The organism is Arthrobacter sp. 05T47, from assembly GCF_056395825.1.
Genome location: NZ_JBFTKG010000014.1, coordinates 20,662 through 38,453, shown reverse-complemented (window position 1 = coordinate 38,453; position 17,792 = coordinate 20,662). Strand labels below are relative to the sequence as shown.

14 protein-coding genes are annotated in these 17,792 nt (G+C 66.0%); 6 read left to right on the top strand and 8 right to left on the bottom strand.

Going from position 1 to position 17,792, the window contains the following annotated elements; translation table 11 throughout:
* Positions 1 to 164 precede the first annotated feature (164 nt).
* Positions 165 to 2,234: a S9 family peptidase gene (locus tag AC1DEY_RS11735; protein WP_476868083.1), complete on the top strand. Its 2,070-nt coding sequence runs from the start codon at positions 165 to 167 to the stop codon at positions 2,232 to 2,234.
* 35 nt (positions 2,235 to 2,269) lie between these two features.
* Here the strand turns inward: AC1DEY_RS11735 and AC1DEY_RS11730 are convergent, their stop codons facing one another.
* The 5 genes from AC1DEY_RS11730 to AC1DEY_RS11710 all read right to left on the bottom strand — a co-directional run bounded on the left by AC1DEY_RS11730 (position 2,270) and on the right by AC1DEY_RS11710 (position 7,258).
* Positions 2,270 to 2,941, bottom strand: a complete 672-nt coding sequence (locus tag AC1DEY_RS11730) for a peptide deformylase (protein WP_476868082.1) — start codon at positions 2,939 to 2,941, stop codon at positions 2,270 to 2,272.
* 9 nt (positions 2,942 to 2,950) lie between these two features.
* On the bottom strand, positions 2,951 to 3,928 hold the full coding sequence (locus AC1DEY_RS11725; protein ID WP_476868081.1) for a hypothetical protein: 978 nt from the start codon (positions 3,926 to 3,928) through the stop codon (positions 2,951 to 2,953).
* Between the two features lie 90 nt (positions 3,929 to 4,018).
* Positions 4,019 to 5,197, bottom strand: a complete 1,179-nt coding sequence (locus AC1DEY_RS11720) for an FAD-dependent oxidoreductase (protein ID WP_476868080.1) — start codon at positions 5,195 to 5,197, stop codon at positions 4,019 to 4,021.
* A complete protein-coding gene (locus AC1DEY_RS11715; RefSeq protein ID WP_476868127.1) occupies positions 5,190 to 5,930 on the bottom strand; it encodes a class I SAM-dependent methyltransferase in 741 nt (246 codons plus the stop codon). Before AC1DEY_RS11715 ends, AC1DEY_RS11720 begins: the two co-directional genes overlap by 8 nt.
* Before the next feature lie 35 nt (positions 5,931 to 5,965).
* Entirely contained in the window at positions 5,966 to 7,258 is a 1,293-nt protein-coding gene (locus AC1DEY_RS11710) for a type III polyketide synthase (protein ID WP_476868079.1), read from the bottom strand.
* Between the two features lie 121 nt (positions 7,259 to 7,379).
* Here AC1DEY_RS11710 and AC1DEY_RS11705 point away from each other — a divergent pair, with 121 nt between their 5' ends.
* From AC1DEY_RS11705 to AC1DEY_RS11695, 3 genes are all read left to right on the top strand, one after another.
* Positions 7,380 to 7,811 (top strand): helix-turn-helix transcriptional regulator, encoded by a 432-nt coding sequence (locus AC1DEY_RS11705; RefSeq protein ID WP_476868126.1) that lies wholly within the window; start codon positions 7,380 to 7,382, stop codon positions 7,809 to 7,811.
* Complete coding sequence (locus AC1DEY_RS11700) at positions 7,808 to 8,227, top strand: VOC family protein (RefSeq protein WP_476868078.1); 420 nt, start codon at positions 7,808 to 7,810, stop codon at positions 8,225 to 8,227. The genes AC1DEY_RS11705 and AC1DEY_RS11700 overlap by 4 nt, the downstream gene beginning before the upstream one ends.
* Before the next feature lie 134 nt (positions 8,228 to 8,361).
* Positions 8,362 to 10,755 (top strand): ATP-binding cassette domain-containing protein, encoded by a 2,394-nt coding sequence (locus tag AC1DEY_RS11695; protein ID WP_476868077.1) that lies wholly within the window; start codon positions 8,362 to 8,364, stop codon positions 10,753 to 10,755.
* Between the two features lie 40 nt (positions 10,756 to 10,795).
* Here the strand turns inward: AC1DEY_RS11695 and AC1DEY_RS11690 are convergent, their stop codons facing one another.
* Positions 10,796 to 11,893, bottom strand: a complete 1,098-nt coding sequence (locus tag AC1DEY_RS11690; RefSeq protein ID WP_476868076.1) for an AAA family ATPase — start codon at positions 11,891 to 11,893, stop codon at positions 10,796 to 10,798.
* Between the two features lie 1,370 nt (positions 11,894 to 13,263).
* Between AC1DEY_RS11690 and AC1DEY_RS11685 the strand changes: the two genes are divergently transcribed.
* Positions 13,264 to 14,061, top strand: coding sequence for an alpha/beta fold hydrolase (locus AC1DEY_RS11685; protein ID WP_476868075.1), 798 nt, complete (start codon positions 13,264 to 13,266; stop codon positions 14,059 to 14,061).
* 153 nt (positions 14,062 to 14,214) lie between these two features.
* On the opposite strand, the gene AC1DEY_RS11680 is transcribed toward AC1DEY_RS11685, so the two are convergent.
* Positions 14,215 to 15,030 (bottom strand): MBL fold metallo-hydrolase, encoded by an 816-nt coding sequence (locus AC1DEY_RS11680; protein WP_476868074.1) that lies wholly within the window; start codon positions 15,028 to 15,030, stop codon positions 14,215 to 14,217.
* Between the two features lie 318 nt (positions 15,031 to 15,348).
* Here AC1DEY_RS11680 and AC1DEY_RS11675 point away from each other — a divergent pair, with 318 nt between their 5' ends.
* Positions 15,349 to 15,963 carry a dihydrofolate reductase family protein gene (locus AC1DEY_RS11675; protein WP_476868073.1) on the top strand — a complete coding sequence of 205 codons (615 nt, stop codon included), beginning with the start codon at positions 15,349 to 15,351 and terminating at the stop codon, positions 15,961 to 15,963.
* 89 nt (positions 15,964 to 16,052) lie between these two features.
* On the opposite strand, the gene AC1DEY_RS11670 is transcribed toward AC1DEY_RS11675, so the two are convergent.
* Positions 16,053 to 17,642 (bottom strand): helix-turn-helix domain-containing protein, encoded by a 1,590-nt coding sequence (locus AC1DEY_RS11670; protein ID WP_476868072.1) that lies wholly within the window; start codon positions 17,640 to 17,642, stop codon positions 16,053 to 16,055.
* Positions 17,643 to 17,792: the final 150 nt, after the last annotated feature.

Genomic DNA, 17,792 nt, shown 5'->3' with positions numbered 1-17,792 from the left:
CGGGCATCCGGTACTCCCTGCGGGCCAGGGAATACGCGCCGGGCCACGTGGGAGCGGTCCCGGCCCGGCCCTACACACCGCGGGTGGACGGTTGGAGCGTCCGCGCCGCACCGCAGGGAGTGAGGTATTTCACAGTGCGCGCACCACGGGCTAGGCTCGCAAGCGTGAAATCTGAACAACTTCCGCTGCTCAATTCCGTCTCCGCCCCCGCCGTGCACCCTGACGGCTCTCGCGCCGTGGTGTCCGTAATCCGGCCGGACTTCGACGCCGACGCCTACGTGGGACAGCTCTGGACCGTCCCCGTGGTCCCGGACTTGGACTCTCCGGACTTCGACGATTCTGCCCAACGGCCCCGCCGATTGACCCGCGGATTCCGGGACACGGCACCTGACTTTTCGCCGGACGGGCAGGCGCTGGCCTTCCTGCGCGCGGCCCCCGGCGGCAAGCCGCAGCTGCACGTCGTGGAGGCAACCGGCGGCGAACCGCAGCCGCTGACGGCAGCCCCGCTGGGAGTCAGCTCCTTCGCCTGGTCACCCGGTTCCCGGACCATTGTCTTCAGTGCCAGGACCCCTGATGGGGGCCGGTACGGCAGCGTCGAGGGCGTGGGCGCGGGCAGCGAGGACGCCCGGCTGATCACCGATTTCAAGTACCGGATAAACGGTCTTGGCTACACCGCGGACAAGCCCCTGCACCTGTTCCTCCTCGAAGTACCGCAGCTCGATGCCGAGCCGAAGGTGGCCCCGGCCGGACGCGCGCTGAAGGCACTCGGCGCCGCGGCTGATCCCACGGAGGCTGCCGGGCGCGTCCTGCCGGGCGCCAAGCAGCTCACCACCGGTCCAGCCGATCACAACGGCGCCAGCTTCAGCTCCGACGGCGGCACTATCTACGTCACGGCGGCGCTCCATGAAGGCCAGGACACCGACCTCGTCAGCCTGATCTATGCGATTCCCGCCGGCGGAGGGCAGCCGCAGGCCATCACGCCGGCCAACGCCCGGCCTCAGACCGTCAGTGCCGTGCGCCAGTCCGCGGACGGGAAGTGGCTGTTCTTCCTCGCGCAGGACCTGGGCCCATCCGGCCGGGACTTCGTTGGCCAGAACACCGCCCTGTACGCCATGCCGGCCGGCGGCGGACAAGCCACGGCGCTCAGCGACGTCGAGACTCTTGACCTCTCCGGCAGCAACCGGATCGAGCTGCGCGGCCCCGCCGGCGCGCTGGTCCTCAACAATGCGCGAGGAACCGTGGAACTGCACGAGTTCGGCGCTACGGGCGGCCACACCGTCCTCCTGGAGGGAAGCCGGGTGGTGACCGGCGCTGCGGACGGCGGTGGGTCCGTGGTGGTCAGTTTCACCGATTCGACCACGGCAGGCGACCTCGCCGTGCTCGACGGCGGGCGGGTTCGGCGCCTGACGGACTTCTCCGCGCCGCTGCGGAGCGTCGCGGGCATCTGCGAGCCGCAGGAACTGACCTTGCCCTCAGCTGACGGGTACCCGGTCCATGGTTGGCTCGTGAAGCCGGCGGGCCCGGGCCCGCACCCGGTGCTGCTGAACATCCACGGCGGCCCATTTGCCCAGTTCAGCGGGGCCTTGTTCGACGAAGCCCAGGTCTACGCCGGCGCAGGCTACGCGGTACTGATGTGCAATCCGCGGGGTTCGGCCGGCTACGGCCAGGAGCACGGACGGTCCATCAAGGAGCGGATGGGAACGGTGGACATGCAGGACGTTCTCGCCTTCCTGGACGGGGCCTTAGAGAAGTTCGAGGACCTGGACGCCGCCAATGTCGGCATCATGGGCGGATCCTACGGCGGCTACCTGACGGCGTGGACCATCAGCCACGACCACCGCTTCCGGGCGGCGATCGTCGAGCGCGGTTTCCTCGATCCTGTGAGCTTCATCGGTTCCTCTGACATAGGTTGGTTCTTCGGCGGCGAATACACCGGCCGGTCCGAGGAGCAAATGGCGGCCCAGAGCCCCATGGCCCGCGTGGACAACGTGCGGACGCCCTCGCTGGTGATCCACAGCGAGGAGGATCTCCGGTGCCCTGTGGAGCAGGGGCAGCGGTATTTCACCGCCCTCAAGCAGCGGGGCGTGGAGACCGGGTTCCTGGTCTTCCCGGGCGAGAACCACGAGCTGTCCCGTTCCGGCACCCCGCACCACCGGAAGCAGCGGTTCGACGAGATCCTGAAATGGTGGGCACGCTACCTTCCATCCGCCGAGAATCCGGCACCGCAGCCCTAGTCGGCCGCCCTAGTCGGCAGCCCCAGTCAGCCGCCTTAGTCCTCCGCCGGGTCCGGCAGGAACCCCAGTTCCTGCCGGGCGCGGCTGATGTCCGGTTGCGCCCAGCGGGCGGAGTATTCGGCACTGCTGCTGATGGAGCGCAGCTCTGCCCGGTCAAGGAACAGGACCCCGTGCAGGTGGTCGGTCTCATGCTGGACAATCCGTGCCTGCCAGCCGGAGAGGGACCGCTGCATCGGCGTGCCGTCCGGCGCCGCGAAGTCGAGCTGGACCGATTCCGGCCGCATCACCGCAGCCTGCAGGCCCCCAATGGAGAGGCAGCCTTCGTAGAACGCCACAGACTTGGGGCCAAGGATCCGATAGCTCGGGTTCACCATGGCGAAGAACGGCAGCGGCTCCCGGCCACGGACTGCGGCTACCTCGGCATCGACGTCGAACTGGTCCTCCAGGACCGCGATCTGCAGCGGAATCCCCAGCTGCGGTGCCGCCAGGCCAACCCCGGGGGCCTTGTGCATTACGCTGCGCATGAGGTCGATGAGGTGACCGAGTTCGGCGTCCGTCAACTGGCCCTCGTACGGTGCCGCCACGTGCCGAAGCACTGGATGCCCTGCCTGGACAATCGGCGGAAGGATACCCGCGCTGAGGATCTCCTGGACCGTTTCGCTAATCCGGGCGGCGCTGAAGTCGGTGGGCCTGGCGTCATAGGACATGCCCCCACACTACTGGCGGCCGCACGCCGTTGTAACAAAGTCGTAGATCCGGCCTCGAAGTTGGGCATCGGCGCCTACTTTCAGGACCCCCTCCCGGCCGGCCACCCTGACCCGCAGCGGCAGGAGGGTGCCTACCTTGTCTTCGGCCACGGCATGCGGGTCGCAGCGGGCGGGCCGGATGCCGAGCCGCACTTCCTGCGGCGGCCCGCCGGCGCGGAGCGTCAAGGAGCGGGGCCATGGAGCCTGCGTGGCTTCCGCGAGGAGGGTGGTTTCGTCTATCCGGTCGATCACCAGTTCAGCGCCGCCTGCATCGGCGGCATCGGTGGCATGCGGTTGCACCAGCAGGCGCACGACGGCGGTCCGCCCGCCCGCGGCGACCTCAAGGTCCGGAGCGAGCCGGATAGCGGCCACGGCCGAGGCCGCACCGGTCAGGCACATCTCGGCATTGTTCCGGGCCAGGACGCCGAACGGGTCTGCCGCCGGCGTTGTGGTGCCGGCTGGGCCACCGTCTGGGGGCTGCGCCAGCCGGAGGGAGACGAACGCGGTGCCCGGTGCGCCGCCGGATGCAGCATTCGTCCCTGGCGGCCCCGTGGTCGCGGCCGGGCTGCCGCATTCGGGTGCGGGCAGCGGTGCCGGCAGGCTCTTCGTCTGTCCGGGCGGGAGGACGATCCCGCCGGAGTGCGCCGGCCAGGCGATCGCGGCGGAGAATAGCGGGCTGCTCAGCTCCGCGCCCAGGACCGTCAGGGCGCTGCCGGTGGTGTTCGTGAGCTGGATTTCGATGATTTGCTTGCTATAGTTGTCGCGGAACTGGCTGATTTCCGCGGTGACAGGCCCGGCGGCGGTGGGTGTGACCGTCGTCGTCGGCGTTGGGGAACCTGTGCCCGGGAACCCGTTGCCCGAGCAGGACGCCGCGGTCCCAAGCACGGTCACGGCAGCCATGATCCGCAACAGAATCCGGCACTGGCGCGTCACAGGGTGGCCGTCCATGCGCACAGTCTATTCCTGGGCGCCGCCCAGTCCGGGGCGCGGGCTATCGGCAGGCGGAGCCCGGGTGGGGAGGCAGACGACGGGAGCCGGCTAGTGCATCGTGAAGCGGCGGGCGATCAGTGAATTTACCGCCGGAACCGCAGCGATGCCCCCGATGGCCCGGTTCCGCACCGCCAAGAGGCCGTCCGCCAGGGGCCTGCCCAGGGCCATGTTGATTTCCGCCTGGCGCGCCGCCCGGGCTGCCGCCCTCAGCCGGGTGTGTTCGAAAGTCCTGAGGGAACCCGTCACATCCCTGCCGCGCACCGCCGCCTTCACGATCGGCGCCAGCATCGCGGCATCCAGCCAGCCCAGGTTCATGCCCTGTCCTCCGATGGGACTGACCTCGTGGGCCGCGTCCCCGATCAGCACCGTCCGGCCGGCCACCATCCGGCGGGCAAGGCGTGAGTGGACGCCGAAGCTGCTGACCATGCTGTTGGTCCCGGCGTCGATCTCCAGGCCAGTCCGTTCCCGCACGCAGCGCATCAGCCAGCACGCGTCGCCGCCCTGATCGCTGGCCGTGAGACCGTTGGCAGTCGGGCCGCCTGCACGGGGATCGGCTGGCCCCAGGCGCACCACCCACCGGCGCCGTTGACCGGGCAGGGGGAACGACTCCACGATGCCCGCACTGGCCAGGAACAGCGCGGCGTCCGGACCGAACCCGGTCCGGTCGGCGAAGTCACCCATGAGGTAGCTGTCCGGATACTCCTTGACGCGCAGGCCGATGCCCTGGCTGGCCCGCACCGTGGAGCGCACGCCGTCGGCTGCTATGAGCAGCGGCGCCGAATAGCGCAGCGCGCCGCGCGGGGATTCGGCTTCGGCGGTGAACCGGGCGCCGTCGTCGGAGAGCCGGGTGAGGCGGACGGCGCGGTGTACGGCGCCGTCGTCGAGCTCGCTGACCCGACGTTCCAGCAGCGCCTCTGTCCTGCACTGGGGCAGGGACAGGACGAACGGAAACCGGTCCGAGACGCCGTCGAAGGACATCTCGGCAAGGGTCTTCCCGCGGGCCACGGCCACTCCGCGGCGGATCTGGACCCCCTCGGCAACCAGGGACCCGGCAACGCCGGCCCGGGCCAGGGCCGTGAGCGCCGGCGGATGGATGCCGATGGCACGCGAATGGGGTTCCGGTGCGCTCCGCTGTTCCAGGACCTGGACATCGACGCCGTCCTGGAGCAGCAGCGCAGCCATGAACAGTCCCACGGGGCCGGCGCCCACAATCAGCACCTCAGCCACGGGGATCGGGCCCCGTCCTCGAGCCCCCGTCGGCGCTGTCCAGCAACAGCAGGTTCCGGAAGGGGGCGTGGCGGGCAACCGTCCATCCGTCGGGAGCGGCGGCAGCCAGCTCCGCGGCGGTGTAGCTCCGCCGGATCGAGGTCAGCCCGTCCCGCCGGATATAGGAGCCGGTGAACACCCAGGAGGAGGCAAAGAAGAGCGCGTAGGCGGCGGGGCTGCGGCGGATGTCGTTGTGGACCACCGTGCTCCGGGACAACGCGGCCGACTCGGCCAGGAACGCTGCCAGCCCCTCAAGGTGGTGCAGCACGTGGTTGGACACCACGACGTCGTACAGCTCGCCCTTCTCGATCAGCTCCGCAGCGGACGATTGCCGAAACGTGACATTCTCTGCCGCGTGGCGGCCGCGGGCGAACAGGATGGCCCGCGGATCCGGGTCAATGGCGGTGACCTCGAGGCGCAGTCCATCCCGGGCGGCCCAGCGGGCAAGCAGCACCGAAACGTCGCCCCCGCCGCAGCCGATATCCAGCAGCGAGGTAGGGGAGTCCGCGGACAGCCGCGGCCGCACCCGGGTGCGATAGATACCGTGCCAGCCGGCGATTGCGCGGTTGACCAGCGCAAACTGGGCATAGGTTCGCTCCAGCAGGCCGGGATCGCAGCCGGGCAGGTCCATTTCCTCGACGGCGTCCCAGGCGCGGTCCCGCAAGAGGGCCGAGCGGAGACGCTTCGTGCCCAACTGCTTCACGCCGAGCGGTTTCAGGGTCGCCGCTCTCAGGCCTGCACCGAGACCGGCTCCGCGGCGTCAGCAGAATCCGCCGGTTCCGCGGCCACCGACGCGACCGGCTCGCGCCGTGCGGCCGCAGTGGAACGCGGAGCGGCCAGCCTGGTGAAGAGTGCCGTTTCCACGGTCAGGCCCGGGCCGAAGGCCATCGAGCAGATCCGTTCCTCACCCGGGCGGGCTGGGCCGTCTGGGTCACTTTGGTTGGGCTGGCTGCCTGCACTGCCGCCGGCGTCGTTCGCGGCCGGCAGGTCCAGGATGTGCCGGATGACGAACAGGACGGTGGCGCTGCTCATGTTGCCGTAGTTTCGGAGCGTTTCGCGGGCGGGGACCAGCTGTTGGTCGCTGAGGTCCAGCCTGGATTGGACCTTGTCCAGGATGCTGCGGCCGCCCGGGTGGATTCCCCAGTGCTGGATGTCCCGGTAGGGGAGCCCCTGCAGCGAAGGGTCGCGGGACAGGAGTGGTTCGAGGGCGCCAATGATGTGGTCATCGATGATGTGGGGGACATAGTTGCCCAGAACCATCTCGAAGCCCTCATCGCCGATGTTCCAGGCCATCGAGTCCTCGCCGACCGGCGTGAGGACGGTTTCGAAGTGGTCCAGCCGCAGCAGGGCAGGTTCGCCGGGGATGTCCCGCGCGGTGATGATGGCGGCTGCGGCGCCGTCGGCGAACAGGGCCGATCCCATGATGGTGTCCGGATCGTTGGAAGTCCGCACATGGAGGGAACAGAGTTCGGCGCAGACCACCAGGACCGTCGCATCCGGATCCGCCTCACAAAATGACTTCGCGGCCCGCAGCGCAGGGAAGGCGGCGTAGCAGCCCATGAAGCCGAGGTGGTACCGCTGGACGGCCGGGTTGAGGCCGAGGGCCCGGACGATCTTATAGTCCGGGCCGGGATTGAAGAATCCGGTGCAGGAGACGGTGATCAGGTGGGTGATGTCCGGCGCCTCGATTCCCGGACAGGCATCGAGGGCTTTTTGGGCGGCCTCGATGAAGAGTTTGGTCGCTTCCGTGGCGAATATGCCGTTGCGGATCTTGGTGCTGGGGCTGAGCACCAGGCCGGTGGCCGGGTCGAAGAACTGGGGATCTTTTGCCCGGCTGTCCGTGGTGAGTTCCTCGACGGCCGTATGCCGGGTGTCGATGGCGGCCGAGTCAAAGCACGTGTTGACCAGCCGGGATCCGAGGCGCGTGAGCCCGGGTTGGGCGGCGAACACGGCCCTGGCCTCGGGCTGGACCAGGATGGTTGGCGGGACTGCAGTTTCTAAGGACCTCAGGTAGACCGTCATGGTTCATTCTCAGTGAGCCCGCCGCCAAAGACAATGGACGGACCCGGGATTTGGCTGGGGTCCGGGGTGGACATCTTCGGCGCGACGTAGCACGATCTGACTTGTGACCAGCAAACCCGACATGGCGCAGCACTTGCGCGACCTCGCGCTGCTGCGCCGCGTCCGTGACCGGATGGACCGGGAGTACGCCCAACCGCTCGACGTCGAGGCCCTCGCCCGCGGTGTGCACATGTCCGCCGGGCACCTCAGCCGGGAGTTCCGCGTGGCCTATGGCGAGTCGCCCTACAGCTACCTGATGACGCGGCGCATCGAGCGTGCCATGGCGCTGCTGCGCCGGGGCGACCTCAGCGTCACGGAGGTCTGCTTCACGGTCGGCTGCTCGTCCCTGGGCACCTTCAGCACCCGTTTCACCGAACTGGTCGGCGTACCGCCCAGCGTCTACCGGCGCGAGGCGGCACGCGCGACCGCAGGGATGCCGTCCTGCGTGGCGAAACAGGTCACCAGACCGGTCAGGAATCGAGAAGTACCGGCCCTGGAGCCGCAGTTAGCATGAGTGCCATGGACATCAACATTCACGCTAGTTTCCTCCCGCACAACGATCCCGACGCCGCCCTGGCGTTCTATCGGGACACCCTCGGCTTCGAGGTCCGCAACGACGTCGGCTACGGCGGAATGCGCTGGCTCACGGTCGGCCCCGCCGACCAGCCGGACACGTCAATCGTCCTGGAGCCGCCGGCCGCGGACCCCGGGGTCACCGACGACGAACGCCGCACCATCGACGAGATGATGGCCAAGGGCACCTATGCGCGCATCCTCCTGGCCACCAAGGACGTCGACGCCACCTTCGACCGGGTGCAGGCCAGCGGCGCCGAGGTGGTCCAGGAGCCGACCGACCAGCCCTACGGGGTTCGCGACTGCGCCTTCCGCGATCCCGCGGGCAACCTGATTCGCATTCAGCAGCCGCACTGAGCCGTCCGGTGACCGGGAAAACCACAGAACCAGAGAACCTCGGGACAACCTGCCCGCAGCTGGTTAGATAGAGCAAAGCGACGCTGGCGGAAGCCGGCTGGGGCAGGCAGCCCCGCCCAATAGATGGAGACACGATGAGCATTGCCACGAGCCCGGAGACCCAGTCGCCTGCGCTGCACGTAGCGGACAGCCACGATTTGATCAGTGTGCAGGGCGCGCGAGAGAACAACCTGAAGGACATCAGCGTCGAGATCCCGAAGCGCCGCCTGACGGTGTTCACGGGTGTTTCCGGCTCAGGCAAGAGCTCGCTCGTGTTCGCCACCATCGCCGCCGAGTCGCAGCGGATGATCAACGAGACCTACAGCGCCTTCGTGCAGGGATTCATGCCCAGCCTGGCGCGGCCCGACGTCGACCATCTCGAAGGACTGACGACGGCGATCATCGTCGACCAGGAGCGGATGGGCGCCAACCCCCGCTCCACGGTGGGCACCGCCACCGACGCCAACGCCATGCTCCGGATACTCTTCAGCCGGCTGGGATCACCTCACGTGGGCCCGCCCACTGCGTTTTCCTTCAACGTCCCGACGCGGAAGGCAAGCGGGGTGATGAGCACCGAGAAGGCCGGTGGCCGGGTCGAGAAGAATGTGGTGCACGGCGCTGTCTACCTGGGCGGCATGTGTCCGCGGTGCGAGGGCATGGGTTCGGTCTCCGACTTCGACCTCACCGCGTTGTACGACGACAGCAAGTCGCTCGCCGGCGGCGCCCTCACGATCCCCGGCTACAGCATGGACGGCTGGTACGGGCGCATTTTCAGCGGCGCCGGCTTCAACATGGACAAGCCGATCAGCAAGTTCACCAAGAAGGAACTGGACGACCTTCTCTACAAGGAACCGACCAAAATCAAGGTCGAGGGCATCAACCTCACCTATGAGGGACTGATTCCCAAGATCCAGAAGTCGATGCTCTCCAAGGACGTCGAGGCGATGCAGCCGCATGTCCGGGCCTTCGTGGAACGCGCCATCACGTTCCAGTCCTGCCCCGAATGCGGTGGCACGCGGCTCAGCCCGGAGGCCAGGTCCTCCAAGATCCAGGGCAAGAACATCGCCGACCTGTGCGAGATGCAGATCAGCGATCTGGCCGCGTGGGTCCGCGAGCTCAATGAGCCCTCTGTGGCACCGCTCCTGAAGGGTTTGCAGCACCTGCTGGACTCCTTTGCCGAAATCGGGCTGGGCTACCTCTCGCTGGACCGGCCGGCAGGCACGCTGTCCGGGGGAGAGGCCCAGCGCACCAAGATGATCCGGCACCTGGGCTCGTCCCTGACAGACATCACCTATGTCTTTGACGAACCGACCATCGGCCTGCACCCGCACGACATCGAGCGGATGAACCAGCTGCTCCTGCAGCTGCGCGACAAGGGCAATACGGTCCTCGTCGTCGAGCACAAGCCGGAGACCATCGCCATCGCTGACCATATCGTCGACCTAGGCCCCGGCGCCGGGACCGAGGGAGGCAGCGTCTGCTTCGAGGGAAGCGTGGAGGGGCTGCGGGGGAGTGACACCATCACTGGCCGCCACCTCGATGACCGGGCCGCGGTGAAGGAATCGGTGCGGACGCCGGCCGGCAAGCTCGAGGTGCGCGGCGCCTCGACGCACAACCTCAAGGACGTGGATGTCGACGTTCCGCTCGGCGTGCTGTGCGTGGTCACGGGTGTGGCTGGTTCGGGCAAGAGCTCGCTGATCCAAGGCTCGGTGGCCGGCCGCGACGGTGTTGTGGTGATCGACCAGGGCGCCATCAAGGGCTCGCGCCGCAGCAACCCGGCCACGTACACGGGCCTTCTCGAGCCCATCCGCAAGGCGTTCGCGAAGGCCAACGGCGTGAAGCCGGCGCTCTTCAGCTCCAACTCCGAAGGCGCCTGCCCCACCTGCAACGGCGCGGGCGTCATCTTCACCGAACTGGGCGTTATGGCCACCGTCGAGTCCGTCTGCGAGGACTGCGAAGGCCGGCGGTTCCAGGCGCCGGTGCTGGAATACAAGCTGGGCGGCCGCAACATCGCCGAAGTGCTGGCATTGTCGATGACCGAAGCCGAGGTGTTCTTCAGCGAAGGGGAGGCCCGTACACCGGCGGCCCACAAGATCCTCGACCGGCTCGTGGACGTCGGACTCGGCTATCTCACCCTGGGCCAGCCGCTCACCACGCTCTCCGGCGGTGAGCGGCAGCGCGTGAAGCTGGCCACCCAGATGGCGGAGAAGGGCGACGTCTACGTCCTCGACGAACCCACTACCGGCCTGCACCTTGCCGACGTACAGAACCTGCTGGGCCTCCTTGACCGGCTTGTCGAGTCCGGCAAGTCAGTGATCGTCATCGAGCACCACCAGGCCGTCATGGCGCACGCCGACTGGATCATTGACCTCGGCCCCGGCGCCGGGCACGACGGCGGCCGGCTGGTCTTCGAGGGCACGCCCGCCGAGCTCGTCGCGAAGCGCTCCACCCTCACCGGTGAGCACCTCGCGGCCTACGTGGGCGCCTGAGGTACAGCGAACCCGAGTTACAGGGGACCCGCCGCGTCGTTCAGGGCCTGGCCTGGGCGCGGAGGTACTGGCGAAGGCCGGGTATGGCGAAGTCCACCTTGCCATACCCGGCTGATTCGATCAGGCCGGCCGCAATGAGCCTGTTGCGGTACTTGGACACCAGGTTGGGCCTGGATTCGATGATGTGGCCGATCTGGGCAGCCGTTGAGGGACCGTCCTGCTCGGCCATGGCATCGAGGAAGTCGCGGTCCTTTTCGGAGACGTCTGAGAGCGCCGACTCGACGACCACCAAGGTATTCCGCCGCTGCGCGGCCGCAATGGCGGTGCGCACGCTGTCCGCGCCCAAGGTCCAACCGGCCCGGTCTGCCTCCATCCACAGGTAGTAGCCAACGAGCTGAATGAGGAACGGGTAGCCTTCAGTTGCCTCCGCAGCCTCGCTCATCAGGTCCGCAGAAACCTCGATGCCTCCCTCGCTGAACAGTTCCAGGAAGGACGCGGTGACTTCGGCGATTGCCGCCTCGTGAAGATTGATCCTGTCGGCCCGCCGCAGGAATGTGGCCACGCCTTCGTTGAGCAGGTCGGACACGGCAGACGGCAAACCGGCAAAGACCAGGCCGATGGGCAGACCGTCGCGGATGAAGTGCTGCACATCGGCGGCCAGCTGCGAGATTTCGGTCCGGTCAACGGCGTGGATCTCGTCAATGGTGATGACCAGGCCTGTACCTTTCTCATCCAGCAGCCGCAGCAGCTCCTCGCCGGTCCGGCGCCAGTCCGGCACCCGCTCCTGGGGGAGCTGGGTGGTCAGGCCGAATCCCGCCGCGGAGAAGGCGGTGATCTTCCGGGTGGGCGGGCCGTCGCCGAACTCGTCGATGAGGCGCAGCATGTCATCACCGATTCTGGCCAGGAACCCCGGATTGGCCGTCCGGGAGACCACGGCCCACCCCTGGCTCCTGGCGATCGCCTCTGCAGCGCTCAACATGACGGTCTTGCCGATGCCCCTGGAGCCGGTGATGATGGTGAGGAGCCCCGGGGCGCCCGAACCCTGCCGCAGGCCATATTCGAATTCGTCCAGGAGCCCTGCGCGTCCGATCAGGTCCGGCGGGGTAGCTCCAGCGGTGGGTTTAAAGGGATTCTGCACCGACGCCTCCGGGGTGAATGTAGGTGAAACTGGTGAATCTGGTGAAACTTCGGCCAGCCTACCACCCTGACCCTGCTAGCTGATGGCCTCATTTGGACGCTCCGGCGGGTTGCCGCAGGGGGAGTCGGGCCAGCTATGCCCTGGTCTGACCATTCACAATGCTTCGCCAGGGCACGCCGAAGTGGCGGCGACACATTGCTCAGCCAGCAGCCCCGGGCAGCCATCCAGAGCGGCCATGCGTCGCCGTCGGGCAATTTTCTGTTGCCTGACGACGACGAATGTGGAACTCGGGATTCCATCAGCTTGCGGCTGGCGATAATCGGCAGCATGGCGATGTCGCCTGAATACCGGACTGGGATCGCTGGCGTGAGCTCGTGTCACAAAGACGTGCCAGGCGCTCAAGATCAGCCCCTTCCGGCTGATTCTAAAACGCCGATAATCAACATTATGTAAAGTAGAATCGTGATATTGCATCTGATGCAATATCACCAGCCGCACGGTCCATCCCCCCATAGCGGATCCGTTCCGACCAACGAAGCTGCCTCCGCCACCCAGAAACACGCCACCGCGTCAGCCGAAGCCTGGTCCGGCTATCTAAGGATCAAGTCCACACGGATAATGGCTGACACCATCGGAATGGATCGATAACCACTCTCAAAGATCTTCAAATCCGGTGCGGAGGCGGAGGCTATGGTGGCAACAAAGGATGAAATGCCGCGGAGGCTTCAACGCATCGTCCGCTGGTCCCTTCCAGTCATGGTCATCATGCTGATCTCCACCGTCCTAAGCTTCGTCGGTGTCGATTCGGAGCCATGGCTCTGGACTCGGACCATCCTCTTCGGCATCGCCGCCGTCGTGATGGGCGTCCAAGTAACCAGACTCTCGCTATGGCAGCGAAATGAGTACTGGCGGGAAAAGGACGGGAGCCTAAGCATCCGGAGCGATTTCCGTCGGCCGACGCTGAATAGTTCTAAATCGAATAATGCTGGTTACCAGTAATACTCTGCGTATCTCGTCCGATGAATCATCCAGGCCCTCTCCCCCGGCGTTCCGCGGCACGCGTTCGACCAGTTCCACCGGTTGCGACGGAAAGCATTCGGATCAGGACACCGGCGAACAGTATGAGTACCCACCAGGCCGTATAGAAGGCTCCCCGTTCCCTGCCTTTCCACCAGCCAAGACTCCCCTTGACGTCGCCCGGGGGCTTACGATCGGCGCTGGAGAACTGGCCCACGAGCAGTCCCGCTATCGCGACTGCCTCAACCGAGTACAACAGGACGCCGCTGGCAGGGCCTGCAGAATGAATGATCAGCGCAGCCAGCAGGAACGCGACCACGGCCAACCAGCGTCCCTCAAAAAAGGAGCAAGTCATGGGTGAAGCATTCAACGCCGTGGATGGCGTCCAGATTTCCTTCCAGGAATCGGGCACCGGCCCCACCATCGTTCTGGTGCACGGCTCAGGGCTTTCCAGAGCCATCTGGCGGGGCCTCGGCTACGCGAAAGCGTTGGAAGAACGATTGCACGTGGTGACTCTGGACCTACGGGGACATGGCCGAAGCGAAAAACCACATCACGAAGACGCCTACAGTATGGATCTGCTCGTCGGAGATCTTCTGGCAGTCCTGGACGCCGCGGGAGTGCAGTCAGCCCACTACTTGGGGTATTCCGCTGGCGCGAGGGTCGGATTCTCCCTGCTGGCCAGCAGCCCCCAGCGTGTCGAGACATTCACTTCTGTTGGCGGCACCTACCGGTCGCCTGCCGGGCAAATCGAATCAATCTTCTTCCCCGGATATGACGAGGCGCTGGACCGGGGCGGCGTGCCCGAACTTCTGCGTCAATGGAGTAGTTCCACGGGTCGCGAGATCGATCCACAAACCGCGGCAGCATTTCTGGCCAATGACGCCGCCGCACTACGCGCCTACTTCCGGCGCAGCGAGGACGAACCCGGAATCCCGGAGGCTGATCTCCGGACAATGGACACACCCACCTTGCTGCTCGCCGGCACAGAGGATCCGCTCCGGTACCGGGACTCGGAACGAGCGGCACAACTGATGCCCAACGCCCAATTCCGTGCTCTACCTGACCGCAATCACGGCCAGACTTTGATTCCCGCCAGCCCCGTCCTCAACATGGTCAACTCATTTATTGCATCGACTCGAGGGTATTGAGCAGGGAGGCTGTCCGGGTATCGGACATGCTCTTCAGCACCGGAGTATCAGGCGCGTCCTTGTCCGGCCACGCTTCGATGACTCCGGGCAGCAGAATACGCACCAACAGGATCCGCAGGAGTGCCAGTAAGACCTCGGAGCGTTCCCCACCCGCTAGTCGGGCGTCCCGTCGCTCTCGCTTCGCTGGTGCAGGCGTTGCAGTTGCCCTGCGTGCACGTCGCTCACCCATTCCCAGCCGGGCTTGGCCGACGAACCGATCCGCGGGTCGCTGGGATCCAGGCCGTCACGCAAGGCGTGCATGTAGGCCCGGTCCTGATCGATCCGTGCACGCAACTGGTCAGCTCCGCCAACTGACCCGTGGCCCGGAACTACAACGTCGACGTCGCCCGCCACATTCTCGAGCAGCCTCAGCGCCGTGAGATAGTCCTCTATCGGGTCGGCGGCGCCGTTAAGGTCGAGCATCGGCATCAGGACATCAGAAAGCATGTCGCCGGCGACGAGGACGCCGTGTTCCTCGATCAGCAAAGCCGCATGCCCCGCAGCATGCGCCTGATGCTCAATGATTCGGATTTCCGGCCCATCCCACGGAATCCGCGCCGTCCCGTCGGGCAGGCCCGTGATGAGGCCGAGCAGATGCAGGGAGACGTCCTCTGGGATGCCGAACCGGCGTGCATCGATGCCGCCCGCCAGCCGATCCCGGACGGTCGCCGCACAGCGCGCCGTGCCGTAACGCGGCGCCGTACCGAGCCCTTCGTGCCAGAGCAGGTGATCCCAGTGCGGATGCGTCGAGAAACCTGCCACGACGGCGTTCCCCAAGTCCGACAGGTCGCCCACGAGACAGGCCATCTCGCTCTCGTGCACCCCGGCGTCGATCAGCAACGCGCCGGCCCCGCCCTGCACTACAACGGCGTTGCTCTGGCAAAACTCACTCTCGTGGATGAGCACACCTTCCGCGACCTGCCTCAGCACGCGCTGGCCTCTCTTTCATCCCGGGTGGCATAGCAGGGCTGCAGAGGCATCGTCATGCGCAAAATACTCCCCCGGTGACCCTCGGCGACGCAAGGGCAGCGAGAACCCGCCGGCCAGGAATCGGGGCCTCTCCCCCGGCCGCGGCGCAGCTCCGGTGACCTATCCATGGGGGCGGCAAGGCCCCGCCGCCTCCGTTCATCTCTCGACCTGCCATGTGCTCGACGCTAGTCTGGCACTCAGAGGCGCCGATTCCGGATCTTCTTGATTCAACGCTGGTAGAGGCGGCATCCGGCCGTCGTTCACGCGAAGGAGCACACCGTGGGAATCCTCTCCGTCGACCTGTTCATCACCCTCGACGGCGTGTATCAGGCACCCGGCGGCCCTGACGAGGACCTTGAGGGCGGCTTCAAGTTCGGCGGCTGGCAGGCGGCATATTCCGACGACGAGACTGGCGGGGCGATCGTCGAGGGCATCAACCGCATGGATGCGCTTCTTCTCGGACGCAAGACCTACGACATCTTCGCGGCGTACTGGCCCACCAGGGGCGACAACGATCCGATCGCGGTGACGTTCAACGCCCTGCCGAAGTTCGTGGTGTCGCGCTCCCTGACCGACCCGGCATGGCAAGGCACCACTGCGCTGTCGGATGTCGCGGAGGTGGCAGCGCTGAAAGACCGCTTCAGCGACATTCACGTCATCGGCAGCGGCGAGCTCGCACGGTCACTGCTCGACGCCGACCTGGTCGACCGGCTGAACCTCTTCCTGTACCCGCTCACCTTCGGATCGGGCAAGCGGCTGTTCCCGGATGGCACCGGCGTGCCCGCGGCGTTCCGATTGGCGCAGCCGCCGCAGGCGTTCCCAAAGGGCTCCGTCTCGCTCGTCTACCAGCGCGCGGGCGAGCCGATCACGGGAATCGATATCAGCCAGGTGTGACGGCACCCTCGAAGTGCTGGTCCACGCCACCAGCGCGGACTTTCCGCCTATTTCTTGATCCCGTAACGCTGCACAGCTTAGGGATCGGGTCATTCGTTCCTGGCATGGCTCAAGGCAACGATTTCGTCATGAAAGGCAAGGTAAACGTTCGCAATTACCCGCGAGCTCGAGAGCGATCCCCCAACCAAGTTTTCAGCCTTCTTCAGGCGATACCGGACAGTATTCGGGTGGACGAACAACATCGCGGCAACCTTCGCGACGTCCAGGTCATTCACTAGGTAGCAGATGACCGTCTGCTTCAGTTCGCTGTCGACGTTAAGGTCTGCGACAAACCGTTTCAGCTTGTCCTCCGTGGCCTGTGGCGACTGCTGACGTGCAAGGAGCCATGTGGCCGGGTCGACCTCATCCAGCCGGACGATCCCCCGATAAGCTCCGGAGGCGGTGGTCGTTGCGGCCTGGATCTGCCGTCGGGCAATTCCCGCTGCTGTTTCTGCTTCTCGGAAAGCCTCGGGGGTCCTTGCAAGATCGGTATAGGGTTCAGACAGCCCAAGGAAAATGGCCCTGTCCGTCAACTCCAGCCAGGCGTCCAGGGCTGATGAGTCCGAGACCACTGCATGAAAGCCCGGTGGGTGTTCGGGTGTCCGCCCGTTCTCTGCCAGCAAGAGCCCCAGGCCACTGGTTTCGGCTCCTCGCAGGAGCCGTTCGAAAAAGGCATGGTCCAAGGGCTGCTGCTCGAGATTTGCTGCGACCACCGCCCGTAGCGGTTCGTAGGGCGTAAATCGGAATGCGCGCATCCGCTCCCAGTGCCTGAACTCGCGGGCCACCGGCACACCGTCTTGCAGCATGGTCAGCAGCTGCGTGTTTTCGTGCCGTTCCCTTGTATCTGAGAACTGAGCGATCCCATGTACTGCGGCCAGGAGCCGCTGTGTAGTTTCCAGCAATGCATCTCCGAGATCCTCCAGCACGCGGTGGTTCCTACTCGCCACGGCCAGGGTGAATCCATCGCCCCGAAGCACCAGCGGCCTCGCCACGACTCCCCACTGGCCTATCACGATGGGATCAGACTCGCTTTTTCGATTGCGCAACTCCTTCCAGACCAGGTGAGTCGGGCCGTCCCCGGAGGATTCGACAATCCGCCCGGAATCTTCGTAAAGCACCGCTGTACCCCGGCATGCCGTGGCGAGTCGGGCTATGAGGGCTTTGACAGGTTCCTCAGCAGAAATGCTCTGCAGCAGGTCATTACTTAGCCACAGTGCGCGTTTTTGCCGGTAGGCATCAGGAGATGCCTGCGACTTGTTGATGAAGTTCTCGATGCGGTGGAAGGGAACATCAGGTGCCACGGTATACAACGGGAAGCCTGCTTGTTTGCAGGCCGCGACCAGCTTGGCGGGCACGCGGTCAAAGTAGACCCCGATGCCGAAAAATATGGCTGCCACCCGGGCTTTCCTTAGATCTTCTACCAGTCTCACGGCCAGCAGTTCATCCCGTTCGGCATCCACAAACCTCAGCCCGGTGGTCAGCAGAACGGTGTCCGGCTCCAGCCAGGCCGCCGGGTTGTGGATGTCACTGGTGTGCGCGCCCGTTATGACTATGGCGGGGTTACCCGGAACGACGGGGACCAAGCCTAGAGGAGCTTCTGCGGCTACGTCACTAAGGGTGACGGCGGGCTTGTCGGGCATCTGGGCTCCTGGCCGAAGGGTACGGAATGCCGGAGTGGAAGCTGATTGTAGTTTTCACAACGGTCTCTGCCTCTTATTTTAGTTTCGCCAGTGACAGAGACGCACGTCACATCGGATGGTTGTTGGGACCCAATCAGCATCCTGGAGGAA

Excerpts from the sequence above, each read along its gene's own strand:
- AC1DEY_RS11710 (WP_476868079.1), bottom strand. The coding sequence starts at position 7,258 with ATGACGGTCTACCTGAGGTCCTTAGAAACTGCAGTCCCGCCAACCATC.
- AC1DEY_RS11705 (WP_476868126.1), top strand. The coding sequence starts at position 7,380 with ATGGCGCAGCACTTGCGCGACCTCGCGCTGCTGCGCCGCGTCCGTGAC.
- AC1DEY_RS11685 (WP_476868075.1), top strand. The coding sequence starts at position 13,264 with ATGGGTGAAGCATTCAACGCCGTGGATGGCGTCCAGATTTCCTTCCAG.
- AC1DEY_RS11725 (WP_476868081.1), bottom strand. The coding sequence starts at position 3,928 with ATGGACGGCCACCCTGTGACGCGCCAGTGCCGGATTCTGTTGCGGATC.
- AC1DEY_RS11700 (WP_476868078.1), top strand. The coding sequence starts at position 7,808 with ATGAGTGCCATGGACATCAACATTCACGCTAGTTTCCTCCCGCACAAC.
- AC1DEY_RS11670 (WP_476868072.1), bottom strand. The coding sequence starts at position 17,642 with ATGCCCGACAAGCCCGCCGTCACCCTTAGTGACGTAGCCGCAGAAGCT.
- AC1DEY_RS11730 (WP_476868082.1), bottom strand. The coding sequence starts at position 2,941 with ATGTCCTATGACGCCAGGCCCACCGACTTCAGCGCCGCCCGGATTAGC.
- AC1DEY_RS11695 (WP_476868077.1), top strand. The coding sequence starts at position 8,362 with ATGAGCATTGCCACGAGCCCGGAGACCCAGTCGCCTGCGCTGCACGTA.